We start from the raw sequence: 14,257 nt of genomic DNA, 5'->3' as shown, positions 1-14,257 counted from the left end.
CAGAATGCGCGAAGCAGTAATTGTAGCCGGTGCTCGAACACCGATTGGAAAAGCAGGAAAAGGTTCGTTGGCAACTGTCCGTCCGGATGATCTTGGGGCGTTGACTATAAAGGAAACATTGAAGCGTGCAGGGAATTATGATGGACCAATCGACGATTTAATCATCGGTTGTGCGATGCCAGAAGCAGAGCAAGGAATGAACGTCGCGCGTAATATCGGTGCGTTGGCAGGTTTACCCGACACGACACCAGCTGTAACAGTCAACCGTTTTTGTTCATCCGGTTTGCAGTCAATCGCGTATGCGGCAGAACGCATCATGCTGGGTCACTCCGAAGCAGTGTTAGCAGGTGGCGTAGAATCGATGAGCATGGTCCCAATGATGGGCAATACGATTCGTCCGAACTATAAACTGGCGGAAGACGCACCGGAATACTATATGGGAATGGGGCATACAGCGGAGCAAGTGGCGCAGAAATACGGTATCTCCCGTGAAGATCAGGATGCGTTCGCAGTTGAATCACATAAACGTACGGAAGCCGCAATCAAAGAAGACAAATTTGTTGATGAAATTGTACCGGTTGAAGTAACGAAACGTTTTGTCGACGCAGACGGCAAGTATCAGGAAAAAACCATTTTATTCGAAATGGATGAAGGTGTACGTCCAGGGACAACGACTGAAATACTCGGGAAATTACGCCCGGCATTCGCAGCGCAAGGTTCCGTAACGGCAGGTAACGCGTCACAAACTTCTGACGGGGCAGGAATGGTTTTATTAATGGATAGAGAAGTGGCTGAAGAGCGTGGACTACAGCCGTTAGCAAAATTTCTTTCATTCGCAGTAGGCGGCGTTCCACCAGAAGTGATGGGGATCGGACCGATAGTAGCCGTGCCGAAAGCGTTGAAACTAGCCGGTCTATCTATTGAAGACATCGACCTTTTTGAGCTCAATGAAGCATTCGCCTCTCAGTCACTCGCAGTTATTCGTGAACTTGGATTGGATACGGATAAAGTGAACGTCAATGGAGGAGCGATTTCGTCAGGTCACCCATTAGGTGCAACAGGAACCATTTTGACTTTGAAATTAATTAATGAATTGAAACGCCAAGGCAAAAAGTACGGTGTCGTCACGATGTGTATCGGTGGCGGAATGGGAGCAGCTGGAGTGTTCGAAGTTCTATAAAAATAAACAGACAGACAAATTGGGGGAAATTATATGACTAAAGCTATGGAGGGAAATACTATGACAGAATTCGTAAAAGGTGGAGCATTTTTAACTGAGGACATGGACGCTAGTCGCGTTTTCACACCAGAGGATTTTACAGATGAGCAAAAGATGATTGCTAAAACAACGGAAGAGTACGTAAAAAACGACGTAATGCCTTTGATTGAAAAGCTGGAGAACCACGAGTTTGAAAACTCCGTAACATTGCTGAAGAAAGCTGGAGATTTAGGACTTCTAGCTGCGGATATTCCTGAAGAGTATGAAGGTCTTGCGCTGGACAAGATTTCATCCGCATTGATCGCGGAGAGACTATCCGTGGCAGGCGGCTTTTCTATTACCCACGGTGCACACGTAGGAATCGGTACATTGCCGATCGTGTTATTCGGTAACCATGAGCAAAAAATGAAATACTTGCCGAACTCTGCAAGTGGAGCAAAAATTTCGGCTTATGCATTGACAGAGCCGAGCTCAGGGTCAGACGCACTAGGCGCGAAGACCACTGCTAAATTAAATGTTGCGGGTACACACTATGTACTAAACGGTGAAAAACAGTGGATCACGAACTCTGCATTTGCCGACGTCTTCGTAGTATACGCAAAAGTAGATGGCGACAAATTCACAGCATTTATTGTGGAAAAAGAGTACCCAGGCGTTTCCGTAGGACCAGAAGAGAAGAAAATGGGGATCAAATCCTCTTCTACACGTACATTGATCTTAGAAGACGCGGAAGTACCTGTTGAAAACTTATTAGGGGAAATTGGTCGCGGTCACGTCATCGCGTTCAACATTTTGAACATCGGCCGTTACAAGCTTGGAGTAGGTACAATTGGCGGATCGAAGCGTGCACTTGAATTGGCTATCAAATATGCTAACCAGCGTAAACAGTTCGACACACCGATTTCTTCATTCAACTTAACAAAGGAAAAGTTCGGTACGATGGCTTCTAAGTTGTACGCAACAGAAAGTTTGATCTATCGTACGGTTGGGTACTTCGAAGAGCGGAACGCGGCGATGACCCCTGAAGAGCAAAAAGACGGTGCAAAAGTGGCGGCTTCCATTGCTGAATACGCAATTGAATGTTCTATTAACAAAGTAGTAGGTTCAGAAGTTTTGGACTATATTTCTGACGAAGCCGTTCAAATTCACGGCGGTTACGGTTTCATGGCGGAGTATGAAGTAGAGCGCATCTACCGTGATTCCCGTATTAACCGTATCTTCGAAGGAACGAATGAAATCAATCGTATGATCGTTCCAGGCACGTTCTTGAAGAAAGCAATGAAAGGCGAATTGCCGTTGCTTCAACAAGCACAAGCATTGCAAGAAGAGTTGTTAATGCTGATGCCGGAAGAAGTGGGCGACGAAGCATTGGCTCAAGAGAAGGTGCTTGTGAAGAACGCGAAGAAGATCGGTATCTTGGTTGCGGGACTTGCAGCACAGCGTTACGGTGCGAAGCTCGATCAGGAGCAAGAGATTCTTGTGAACATCGCAGATATTGCGAATGATTTATTCGGTATGGAGTCTGCAGTGCTTCGTACGGAGAAGGCTATCAACAAGAATGGTGAAGAGAAAGAGAACCAGAAGCTTCTATATACACAGATTTTCTGTCAGGAAGCGTTCGGGCGTATCGAAGCAGCAGCGAAAGAGACGTTGCTTGCAGCGGTCGACGGCGACAACCAGCGTATGATGATTTCGGCTTTGCGCAAGTTGACTCGTAATAATCCGTACAATATCATTGCGAAGAAGCGTGAAGCGGCAGAGAAGTTGATCGAAGCAGAGAAGTATATCGTTTGAGTATAGTTTAGACAGAACGCCTCCTATGTGGGGCGTTTTTTGGTTTGGTAGGTAAAGTTTAGGGGAGCGGAGTGAACGGCAACTAGTTAAATAGCTTCAATTGAAATCCCATTTATTAAACGAAAAAGTACATCACTTGGAACCGTGATGTACTGAGAAACATTCGTAATAAATCCATTTGTCTAGGAGATTTTCATATGCTAAAACATTTCAGAAGGATCTATTTTCCGGCCAAGAGAAAAATTGCCGATTTTGCATCACAACAGATCATCCACTCTGATAGCGTTTGCCCTAAACGATAAATCTACTGAAACTCATTTCCATCTATGGTAAGCATTAAATATATTTAAACAATATATGAAAGATATTTGTTACCACTCAAGTTTTTATAAACATCTTTTGCTTCTTTTTCCGTTTTGAATTCAAACATTTTAATATCAACATCTCCATATAGGGTAATATTCCACATATATGCTGCCTCCTGTTTATTTAAGCAAGACGATATGCAAGCTTAATTTATTCTTGTACTTCATTCACCAATGCATTTTCATTCTGTCGTGTCAATAAAAGCCTCAACATCATTGTAAACCTCTGTCATTGTTATTGTGCGTAGTTCATCACCTCCTACACTTTTTTCGACATTCTATTTAGGGGCGAGCAAACATCTGTTAATAACGTCTTGCATCTGATTCACTTAGAACAGTAATCTTTATGAAATGTTATTCTTTAAATGGACTTTATATATTATGCAATTGAAAAATCATATTCTTTCTTTGTATAGACATACCCTTCGAAAATCATCCGTGCAGTACGGACTACCTTTATTGCATTTATATGTCCAGCAATTAGCTCGACTTTTGTTTCCATAATTCCTGCTGGATGTCCTAATCGAATGATATCATTTTCGACGGTAATTACATCTGCCAAGATTGTATCATTTAAAAATGCCCCAGCAGTTGTACAAATAGCCCCGGTAATAGCAAGCGCTTGATGGGGTTTTTGCATAGACATCATCCGAATTGTACAATTCATATTGGCGGCCTTTCTTTCTATTCCATTTACATCTGTATATGTCTTTGGTGAAGAAATGACGGTCATTTTTGGAACAGCAGGGGATTTCACCGTGGCTTCCTCTTTTGTACAAAATCCACACATTTCAGCTGCAATTGATCTAATTTCCTCTAACTCATCTATCTTTTCCGTTGTAAACTTATGTGGTAATTCAGTTCCATTTAATCCGACATCATGGGCATTCACAAATACTAATGGATTAGCAACATCTATAATGGAGATATTTATGCTACCTTTAGATGTTTGAATCCTGTCAGTAGGATTCCCAGTCGGAAATAATTTTCCCGTCACTGCACCTTCGCCATTTGTAAAGGAAAGATAAATGGGAGAACCTGTCCCAGGAACACCAGGAATTGAACACAAACCATCCGTTTTGACCCGACCATTTTCAACTTCAACTTCAGCAATAATTACCTTTTGTGTGTTTGTATTCAATATTTTTACAGTGGTAATTGGCTCTACAGCGGGTACTAGCCCCTGCTGGATAGCATAAGGCCCTACAGCAGAAGATATATTTCCACAGTTACCTTTAAAGTCTACCATCTGATTTTCAATGCTGATTTGGGCAAATGTATATTCGACATCAATTTCATTTAAATCTGACTTTTTAATGATTGCGGCTTTACTCGTCAATGAATTTGCGCCGCCGATTCCGTCGATTTGTCTTTGGTCGGGACTACCCATAATATCTAATAAAAAGTCATCCCAAAGACGAAAGTCGTTCGGCATGTCCTTATAATCCAAAAAAACACCTTTACTTGTTCCACCGCGCATAATAACAACAGGCACTCTCATCAAAATAACCACCTCTCAATAACTTATTGTTTCGAAGCTTCTAAAAATAGCTTAAGATAGAGATGGAGATAAGTAAAATAGATATTTTTTGACTCAAAACCAAAAAAAAAATTATAATCAATTGATTGGAGTGCTGTAAATGGATGAAAAAGACTGGGATGCAATCCGTATATTATATGAGGAGAAAAATATTACGAGGGCCGCAGAAAGGTTATATATTTCGCAACCAGCGTTGACCTATCGGTTGAAAAACTTGGAAAAGAGTTTTGGAACCAGTTTATATTTTAAAATAAAGGGCGGTATTGAGTTTACAACAGAAGGGATACATTTAGCGAAATATGCTGAAGAAATGATTGTTAAGTTACAGAATACGAAAGATTATATGCTCAATATGCAAGATGAAGTAAGAGGGACTTTGAGGTTAGGTGTCTCGAGTAACTTTGCTCAATACCGGTTACCGAAAATATTGAAAAAGTTCTCAACAAAGTATCCTAATGTGCAATTTAGTATAAATACAGGCTGGAGCACTGATATTATGAAGCTCTTGGATTCGTCTAGTGTGCAACTAGGGATATTGCGTGGGAACTATGATTGGCATGGAATGAAGACATTATTACATAAGGAAAGACTATGTATAATCTCTAAAAAGGAAATTGATATGGATGATTTACCGGATTTACCCTTTATCAATTATAAAACGGATAGTTCTTTAAAAAACTTGATCAATGATTGGTGGCATGACCGGTTTACAGAACCGCCATTGGTAATAATGGATACAGATCGACAAGAAACAAGTAAGGAAATGGTTAAGAATGATTTAGGGGTTGCCATTTTACCAGAGATTTGCCTTCAGCCATCAGATAATCTATTTACTCAAGGATTGTCCTATAAAAATGGGGAACCTGTTTTTAGAAAAACGTGGTTAATGTACAACGAGGATTCCCTCCAACTTGCCACTGTTAAAAGATTTGTCGACTTTTTAAATGAGAATCACAATCTATAGAAAAGCCAATGAAAGAATGAGGCAGTATGATTTCCTTGTTCTTTTTTTGATGCCTTCTATTATTTGAAGGATTATAAGTTTTTTTTTGTGTGTGAATGAAAAAAATCTATTTTACTTATTTGAATGTATGTAATATTCTGAGAATGTATAAAAAATAGAGTTTTCACTTAGAAAAAAAGAGGAATTGGAAATGAAAAATATGTTTTGCGATTTCTTTTTTGTAAGCGGATTCTCAAAAGGGGGTTTTTATTATTCTTACATTCTTAGGGGTATCTATGGTAGTCGTATTCACATATTTAATTATGTCGAGACGTCTATCACCGGTTACAGCGCTTGTTGTCGTTCCAATTGCGTTCGCACTTATTGGTGGATTCGGTTTAGAACTTGGAGACATGATGCTAGATGGTATGAAAGTTGTTGCACCTTCTGCGGCTTTACTGCTGTTTGCAATTCTGTTTTTTGGTATCTTGATTGACGCAGGTTTATTTGACCCTCTTATCAATAAAATGATGAAAATTGTAAAAGGGGATCCAGTTAAAATCGCATTGGGGACTGCTATCATTGCGATGATTGTGGCATTAGATGGAGATGGAACTACGACGCACATGATTACCATTTCGGCTATGTTAGCACTCTATCTAAGAATTGGAATGAATCCACTCATTTTGGCGACAATTTCAATGCTATCCGTAAGTATTATGAGTGGAATGACCCCTTGGGGTGGACCCGCTACTAGAGCAATCGCAGCACTGGGCCTTGATGCAAATGAATTCTTTCTTCCTCTCATCCCAACTATGTTAGCAGGTATGGCTTCTATACTTTCTATTGCATACATACTTGGAATGAAGGAACGTGTAAGATTAGGCGTTATTGTTCTTAAAGAAATTCCAGATGATGCACTAGTAATGAGTGGTGTGGCTGCGAGTGTTGCATTGGAAGAAGATATCAAACGACCGAAACTTAGAATGTTTAATCTGATTTTAGTCGTTGTAATCATGGGGATTTTAGTTACGGGTATCATGCCTGTCCCTGTTCTGTTTTTAATCGGGTTTGTAATCGCTTCCATGATTAATTATCCGAATTTAGAACAGCAAAAGGAACGTATTAGTTCGCATGCAGGTAATGCAATAACAGTAGTCTCGTTAGTGTTTGCAGCTGGTATATTTGCGGGGATTTTTTCTGGCACAAATATGGTGGATGCGATTGCTACCTCATTGATTTCCATCATTCCAGAATCTTTAGGCTCGTTTTATCCATTAGTCGTGGCTATCACCAGTATGCCGTTTACGTTTGTATTATCGAATGATGCGTATTATTTTGGTGTATTGCCTATCTTGGCTGAAGCGGGAGCAGCGTATGGCGTAAGCGCCTTAGAAATTGCGAGAGCATCGGTATTAGGACAGCCTATACACTTCTTAAGTCCACTTGTTGCCTCCACTCTTTTACTAGTAGGAATGGTTAAAACAGATATTGGGACTTTCCAGCGTTTTGCGTTTAAGTGGGTTCTTCTCTGCTCCTCTGTTATTATCATTGTTGCGTTTGTAACAAATGTAATTTGACTTACATTAAAGAGAAGCCTTTCTAACTTAGGATTGAACTGACCCCCAAATGATAGGCACTTTAAAAAGTGACTCCATTTGGGGTTTTTATCTAGTTCGGTCTATATATCTTGAAAATAATTATCTGGAAAGGAATGTATTAAATAAGTAAAAAATCTTCAATGAATGCCAACGTAGATTAGTAGGTACATACAATTTCATTGGTAAAATTCAAAGATACAATCCGTATAGACACAGGGCTAAGACTATTCAAGAGATTCTACGTTATGTAATGTATTGAATGGACAATTTAAATAATAGGAGCCAGAGAAGGTTTTGGTAACGGACATTCATAACTACATACGTAGACAGTAGAATTAAAAAAGATGGCTCCGGAACAATGTCATTGTTTTTATATAGCAAAATACGGCTGTAAATATATACATTAAAAGGTAATCAATTATACTTATGCTTACATAGAAAAATTCAATATTTTTTACTTCTTTTATTGTAGTATAATGGTTTAAGGAGCGAATTGTTTGAACATTGAACTATCTATTGATCGGCAGCGAAAGAGGGAGTTTTGATGTCCAAGAGAAATGAATTCACGGAAACAGCTCTATGCGTTGTCATTAGTGGAACGGGAGGATTTCTCCTTTCTTTCACAGGTTTACCTGTCGGTTGGATGATTGGGACCCTCCTAACTGCTACTTTACTGTTTATATTCAAACCCAAGATCCTGAAAGTGTCATTCAATCAAAAAGGTATTCCAAAATATTGGATGGCCATTGGTCAATGTATATTAGGTATTGAACTTGGGCAAAAAGTGAATGACTCTGTTTATTACATTTTTCTGGAGAACTGGTTGACTATTACGATCATGCTATTACTTTCTATTATATTCTCTTTAGTATCGGGACTGATCGTATGGAAATTTAGCGATTTGGATATGTTGACAAGCTTTTTTTCCACGGCTCCGGGAGGACTTTCCACAATTCCAGGAATTGCAGAAGAGCTTGGTGCTAATACAGGTGTTGTTAGTATTGCACAAACGATTCGGATCTTTTTAGTCGTTCTGTCCATTCCATTATGTTTATCATTTTGGGTGATCCATCCTATAGAGGCAACTGGTCATACTGATTTAGCTTCTAATACATTTCAAGGAGAACATCTATTGACAACCGCCCTTTTTCTTGGAATTGCATGTCTTGGCTACTTTTTAGGTGTATTATTAAAATTTCCGGCACCCTGGTTGCTTGGGAGTATGGTCGCTATCGCCATCGTCAAGTCTTCCAGTTCAGTGGTGATTGGTTATCAGCTAGTTGCTTGGTGGCCTTCTGAACTAATTATCTTATCCCAAGTAGTAATTGGCGCGAGTATCGGATCCCGTTTTCAAAAAGAAATGTTTAAAGGATTAAAGAAAACATTAGCCATTTCATTTTTAAGTACTATATTCCTTATTGTTTCCATGTTCTTCTGTTCCGTTATCACGGCAAGAATCACTGAATTATCATTTACAACTTCTGTTTTGGCTTTTGCACCAGGTGGTATCGCTGAAATGACCACTACCGCCGTTGTTCTGGGAGCAGACTCTACACTTGTCGTCGCGGTACAAGTACTCCGTGTCATTTCAGTTTGTGTAATTCTCCCGCCTTTCTTCAAGCTTTTAAATTACTGGAATATCAAAAAGAGGAGGCATTCTCAAGCGTCTGCATAAGCGGATGCTTGGATTCATTATGGATTTAGTGCTTTATTTTATTAAATAACGGCACTGCTATTCATTATTTTCGAAAAAGGAGTGTCGAAATGGGTAGTTATTACAGTTTTAAAGAAAATGAAGTTCGAAATCTTCAACCTTATAAATTTAATTCAAGAGGAAAAAATAGAATTCTAGAAATTGAATTACTTACATCCGAATTGAGAAATATTATTAAACATCCAGTAAATGCGGGAAGAGATGTCATTTTTTTATGTATCGGTTCAGATCGATATATCGGTGATTCGTTAGGCCCCTTGGTTGGATCCATGCTCAATGAAAGTAATATAACTTATCTAGTTTACGGAACATTAGAAGAACCAGTGCATGCGTTTAATTTAAAAGAAACGCTAAAAAAAATAAATAGACGATTTAAGAATCCTCTCATATTCAGTATTGACGCTAGTTTGGGAACTAGAGAGCAAGTTGGATATGTGATTTTTGAAGAGGGGCCACTAATTCCTGGAAAAGCGCTTAAAACGATTTTACCTGAGGTCGGTGATTATAATTTTAAAGGTATTGTCAATTATATCGATCCGTTACCAAAGGGACAGTTTTTAAACGATACAAGACTATTTACAGTGATGAATCTTTCTAAAGCCATCGTTGAAGTTATTACACGTATTGATGATATGGATAACGCTGCAAACGATCAATGAGTTTGCTAGTGAACTTTTTCAAATAAAGAAATCGTACTAATCTTGTATATAAACTGTACCCTATTTAAAGCACAGTTTAAATAAGACAGGGATTAGCCTTATGCCGTAAAAAGATGATTTCGGTATTTTTCCGGAGTCATCTTTTTAAATCCTCCTCGAATTCACAGTGGTGAGTGAATTAGTGAGTGTGAGGGGATGGAAGCTCCAGTTGGGGACGCTTTCCTGAGGGCGTGATTTACTCAAGGCAGTCTATGAAAGCACATGCTCCTAACGCTTCGCTTTTACTCGCAAAAGCCGTCCTTTGCTACGGCTCTCGCTGATCCTCCAGGAGTCGCCCCAACTTCCGCTTCCATCCTACGTGGGTAGTAGAAGGAACCTAAGATACATACTGGAGGTAGTGTGTTAATTATTGTTGTGTCTTGAATTATTTACGTTCAAGTACAGAAATTCAACATCAATTACAACACTGACTTCAATGCACAACAAAAAGTATCACCCGCTCACATTGCAAGGGATTGGCGCGTAGGAGGGGCCCCTCCAGAAAAGCGTCCCCTCCGAAGTGCCAATCCCTAACCCCAACACATTGCCAGTCTCTTTACGCACGAACACATCAGCAATCAAACGCCGCTAAGTTCGCATCTATTCTCCTTTATTTGCTATACTGAAAAAAAAGGAGGGATTGATTATTATGACTATGACATACTACGGCTATCCAAAATGTACCACGTGTCGCAAAGCGAAGAAATGGCTTACGGACGAGGGGATTTCATTCGAAGAAAAGAACATCGCCGAACAACCTCCAAGCGAAGACGAACTACGCAACATGATCGCGAATTCCGGACTTGAAATGAAAAAGTTCTTCAACACGAGCGGCAAGATATATCGTGAGCTCAATTTGAAAGACAAACTGCCAACTATGACGGATGATGAAAAGATCGCGCTCCTCGCTTCAGACGGAATGCTCATCAAACGCCCAATCGTTTCCGACAACCAAAAAGTGACCGTTGGATTTAATGAAACCACGTTCACGGAAACATGGAAGAAGTGATCTAGGTTCTTGTCTTTACAGGGGAACTATGGCAAACTAAAGGAAGTTAAACTATTATATTTTTGGAGGTAACGACATGAGCACACCAAAAGATTTGCGTTATTCAGAAGAGCATGAGTGGGTAAAAGAAGAAGACGGTAAATACCGTATCGGCATCACACATTTCGCACAGTCTGAACTAGGGGATATCGTATTTGTTGAATTGCCACAGGTTGGCGATCAATTGAAATCAGACGAGCCTTTCGGAAGCGTTGAATCAGTGAAGACGGTTTCTGAATTGTACGCTCCATTAACTGGTAAAGTTGTAGAAGTGAACGAAAACCTTGAAGATAGCCCTGAATTGGTTAACGAATCTCCATATGAAGACGCATGGATGGTAGTAGTTGAAATCGATAACAAAGCTGAACTGGATGAGTTAATGACAGCTGAGCAGTACGAAGAAATGACAGCTGAATAATATTCCAAAAGAAAAAGCGCTGGAACGTCTCAGCGCTTTTTTACACGCTAGGAGGAAACAGGATGGACCCGAAAGTTCTCATTGTAGAAGGCGGTTCGGATCGTAAGCGGCTAGTACCGATCCTTGCAGAGCCTGTAGAGATTCTTTGTACGAATGGCACGATCAGTGCGTATCATATTGAAGAACTGCTTGAACCGTACGAGCAGCAAGATCTGTTCGTCTTTATGGATGCGGACGCCTCCGGTGAGTCCATTCGTAAGCTGTTCAAACAACTGTATCCAGAAGCGAGACATTTATACACGGATCGTCTCTACCGTCAAGTGGAAACGACTCCCGTTAAGCTATTGGCAAGCATTTTAGCTGCTGCTAATTTTAAAGTACATTCCAAGTATTTGGCAGGTGGACAACATGAATCATTGGACAATTGAAGACTGGCAACGCACACAGGCGGCAGAGCAAGTAGCCGCTTTTTATTTATATACACCAATGTGTGGAACGTGTGCAGTCGCTTCAAAAATGCTTACGGTGATCGAGACAATGCGCCCGCAACTACCGATTGGAAAGGCAGACTTGAATTATGTCCAGGAAATCGCAACTGAATATGAGGTGGAAAGTGTTCCTTGTTTACTCATTCACCGAAAAGGACAGCCTGTAGAAAAGATTTACGCCTTTCAATCCGTCCCGTATCTACTAGAGAAGCTCAGTTGACAATTGAAATAAAAGTATGGTATAAGTAGTTAATCAATTGAATACGTAACTCTTATAAAGAGCGGTGGAGGGAAGTGCCCTATGAAGCCCGGCAACCGTCACATATGTGAAATGGTGCCAATTCACTCAAAGCGTAATGCTTTGATAGATGAGAGAAATGGTAACGTACATAACTACATACGTTCGGCCTTTCTGCTTATCTGCAGGAAGGCTTTTTTAAACTAAAGCGGAGGATGCCGTTTAGCTCCGACAGGCGTTGGAGAGCTTAAAAGCAAGGCGCTTTTTGCCTTGATCTTAAGATCGAAACGACCCGAGGAGCTGGCATCTGAAGCTGGATGATACAAAAGCGGAAAGCGCCGTGCAGGCTCGACAGGCGTTGGAAGACTTACCACAAAGGCGCCTTTTGCCTTTTTGGTAAGTCTGTAACGTCCCGAGAGCCTAGTGCTTGTAGTATTCTAAAAAAACAGATTTAAAAGACTTAATAAGGTGGTGCGGAAAATGATTCAACTAACAAACGTTCATAAAAAGTTCCAATTGAACCGTTCAGAAATTGTCGCGGTAGATGACGTGACATTATCCATCAAAGAGGGAGAAATTTTCGGCGTCATCGGGTACAGTGGGGCAGGAAAAAGTACATTAATTCGACTATTGAACGGTCTTGAAACGCCTACGTCCGGCAGTATCATGATTCACGGACAAGAAATGACTTCATTACAAGGTGCTGGCCTTCGGAATGCGCGTCAGAAAATCAGCATGATCTTCCAGCACTTTAACTTACTGTGGTCTAGAACAGTAGAAGAGAATATCATGTTTCCTCTCGAAATTGCTGGCGTAAAGAAATCGGCACGTAAGCAAAAAGTGAAGGAATTGATTGATCTCGTTGGATTGACAGGTCGAGAACAGGCGTATCCATCGCAATTATCAGGTGGTCAGAAGCAACGTGTCGGCATTGCGCGCGCGCTTGCAAATGATCCTGAAGTCCTGCTCTGTGATGAAGCGACGTCCGCACTAGATCCAGAGACGACGAATGCGATTCTTGATTTACTAACAGATATTAATGAGCGTCTTGGACTAACGATTGTGTTGATTACGCATGAAATGCACGTCATCCGGAAGATCTGTCATCGCGTGGCGGTCATGGAAGCGGGGAAAGTCGTGGAAATGGGCAATGTACTAGATGTCTTCCAATCCCCACAAGCGGATATTACAAAGCGTTTCATTTCGCAAGTGACTGATAGTGCAGATACGGACGCAGCGATGGCACATTTACAGCAGGAATCGCCGCACGGCAAATTGATCAAGCTAGCTTTCATTGGCGACCGTACAGAGCAGCCGCTACTTGCTGAATTGATCCGTAAATTCCCCATCGATGTCAACATCGTGCAAGGAAATATTTCGACAACACGTGACGGCGCATACGGCACACTCGTCTTGCAACTAGTAGGGGACGTGGCGGTTATAGAGGAAGCAATTGCTTTCCTGGATGCCAATGAAGTGAAGACGGAGGTGCTGATCCATGATTGAGCAATGGTTCCCAAACGTGAATTGGGATAAAATGTGGGAAGCAACGGGTGAGACACTTTATATGTCGGCTTACTCCACGTTCTTTACATTTGTCTTAGGTATCGCACTTGGTTTGTTGTTGTTTTTAACAAGTCCTGGTCAGTTATGGGCGAATAAAATCACCAATGTCTTTACAGGCGCCTTCGTGAATATATTCCGGTCGATTCCGTTTATCATCTTGATTATTTTATTGATTCCTTTTACAAAATTATTATTCGACAGTATGCGTGGACCGAATGCCGCATTACCCGCATTAATTATCGGTGCCGCTCCATTTTATGGCCGAATGGTGTTGATTGCATTGCAGGAAATCGATAAAGGGGTTATCGAAGCAGCGCGTTCCATGGGGGCTAAAACGTCCACAATCATTTTCAAAGTTTTGTTACCAGAATCCATGCCAGCACTAGTCTCCGGAATTACGGTAACTTCGATTGCGCTCGTCGGATATACCGCGATGGCGGGAGTGATCGGTGCTGGCGGTCTAGGTACGCTCGCGTATTTGGAAGGGTTCCAGCGTAGTCGCGAAGATGTCACGTTAATGGCAACAATTCTAGTATTGATTATCGTATTTATCATTCAATTTATTGGTGATTTCATTACAAAACGTTTGGACAAGCGATAATAGGATTTTCAGGGAAACCTGTTA

Annotated in this window: 14 protein-coding genes and 1 riboswitch; of the genes, 12 read left to right on the top strand and 2 right to left on the bottom strand. The window is 40.9% G+C overall.

Features of this window, described 5'->3' with window-relative positions:
* Window positions 1-4: 4 nt before the first annotated feature.
* Both CSV75_RS13045 and CSV75_RS13040 read left to right on the top strand, forming a co-directional pair.
* A complete protein-coding gene (locus tag CSV75_RS13045) occupies window positions 5-1,180 on the top strand; it encodes an acetyl-CoA C-acetyltransferase (RefSeq protein ID WP_099676172.1) in 1,176 nt (391 codons plus the stop codon).
* A 60-nt stretch (window positions 1,181-1,240) separates the two neighbouring features.
* Window positions 1,241-3,013, top strand: a complete 1,773-nt coding sequence (locus CSV75_RS13040) for an acyl-CoA dehydrogenase family protein (protein ID WP_369825384.1) — start codon at window positions 1,241-1,243, stop codon at window positions 3,011-3,013.
* Window positions 3,014-3,359: 346 nt separating this feature from the next.
* On the opposite strand, the gene CSV75_RS16665 is transcribed toward CSV75_RS13040, so the two are convergent.
* Complete coding sequence (locus CSV75_RS16665) at window positions 3,360-3,482, bottom strand: hypothetical protein (protein WP_255397327.1); 123 nt, start codon at window positions 3,480-3,482, stop codon at window positions 3,360-3,362.
* A 275-nt stretch (window positions 3,483-3,757) separates the two neighbouring features.
* A complete protein-coding gene (locus tag CSV75_RS13035; RefSeq protein WP_099676171.1) occupies window positions 3,758-4,882 on the bottom strand; it encodes a 2-methylaconitate cis-trans isomerase PrpF family protein in 1,125 nt (374 codons plus the stop codon).
* A gap of 136 nt (window positions 4,883-5,018) precedes the next feature.
* Between CSV75_RS13035 and CSV75_RS13030 the strand changes: the two genes are divergently transcribed.
* The 10 genes from CSV75_RS13030 (at window position 5,019) to CSV75_RS12985 (ending at window position 14,233) form a co-directional block, all read left to right on the top strand.
* Window positions 5,019-5,882 carry a LysR family transcriptional regulator gene (locus tag CSV75_RS13030; protein WP_099637027.1) on the top strand — a complete coding sequence of 288 codons (864 nt, stop codon included), beginning with the start codon at window positions 5,019-5,021 and terminating at the stop codon, window positions 5,880-5,882.
* 251 nt (window positions 5,883-6,133) lie between these two features.
* A complete protein-coding gene (locus tag CSV75_RS13025) occupies window positions 6,134-7,441 on the top strand; it encodes a CitMHS family transporter (RefSeq protein WP_099676170.1) in 1,308 nt (435 codons plus the stop codon).
* Window positions 7,442-8,006: 565 nt separating this feature from the next.
* Window positions 8,007-9,137: an AbrB family transcriptional regulator gene (locus tag CSV75_RS13020; protein ID WP_099676169.1), complete on the top strand. Its 1,131-nt coding sequence runs from the start codon at window positions 8,007-8,009 to the stop codon at window positions 9,135-9,137.
* Between the two features lie 89 nt (window positions 9,138-9,226).
* Complete coding sequence (gene yyaC, locus CSV75_RS13015; protein WP_099676168.1) at window positions 9,227-9,835, top strand: spore protease YyaC; 609 nt, start codon at window positions 9,227-9,229, stop codon at window positions 9,833-9,835.
* A 688-nt stretch (window positions 9,836-10,523) separates the two neighbouring features.
* Entirely contained in the window at window positions 10,524-10,883 is a 360-nt protein-coding gene (locus CSV75_RS13010) for an arsenate reductase family protein (RefSeq protein ID WP_099676167.1), read from the top strand.
* 76 nt (window positions 10,884-10,959) lie between these two features.
* Window positions 10,960-11,340: a glycine cleavage system protein GcvH gene (gcvH, locus tag CSV75_RS13005; RefSeq protein WP_085131467.1), complete on the top strand. Its 381-nt coding sequence runs from the start codon at window positions 10,960-10,962 to the stop codon at window positions 11,338-11,340.
* Between the two features lie 62 nt (window positions 11,341-11,402).
* Entirely contained in the window at window positions 11,403-11,768 is a 366-nt protein-coding gene (locus CSV75_RS13000) for a toprim domain-containing protein (protein WP_099630780.1), read from the top strand.
* The gene (locus CSV75_RS12995; RefSeq protein ID WP_099676166.1) at window positions 11,749-12,048 is read left to right on the top strand and encodes a thioredoxin family protein; all 300 of its coding nucleotides are present in this window, start codon (window positions 11,749-11,751) and stop codon (window positions 12,046-12,048) included. Before CSV75_RS13000 ends, CSV75_RS12995 begins: the two co-directional genes overlap by 20 nt.
* A 49-nt stretch (window positions 12,049-12,097) precedes the next feature.
* Window positions 12,098-12,203: riboswitch (SAM riboswitch) on the top strand.
* A 343-nt stretch (window positions 12,204-12,546) separates the two neighbouring features.
* The gene (locus CSV75_RS12990) at window positions 12,547-13,572 is read left to right on the top strand and encodes a methionine ABC transporter ATP-binding protein (protein WP_099676165.1); all 1,026 of its coding nucleotides are present in this window, start codon (window positions 12,547-12,549) and stop codon (window positions 13,570-13,572) included.
* Entirely contained in the window at window positions 13,565-14,233 is a 669-nt protein-coding gene (locus CSV75_RS12985) for a methionine ABC transporter permease (protein ID WP_099630783.1), read from the top strand. The genes CSV75_RS12990 and CSV75_RS12985 overlap by 8 nt, the downstream gene beginning before the upstream one ends.
* The last annotated feature ends 24 nt before the right edge of the window (window positions 14,234-14,257 follow it).

Origin of the sequence: Sporosarcina sp. P18a (assembly GCF_002743135.1) — a bacterium.
In the GTDB taxonomy this organism is placed as follows: domain Bacteria; phylum Bacillota; class Bacilli; order Bacillales_A; family Planococcaceae; genus Sporosarcina.
The sequence above is the reverse complement of the archived record's forward strand: the minus strand, read 5'-3'. Positions and strand labels throughout refer to the sequence as shown.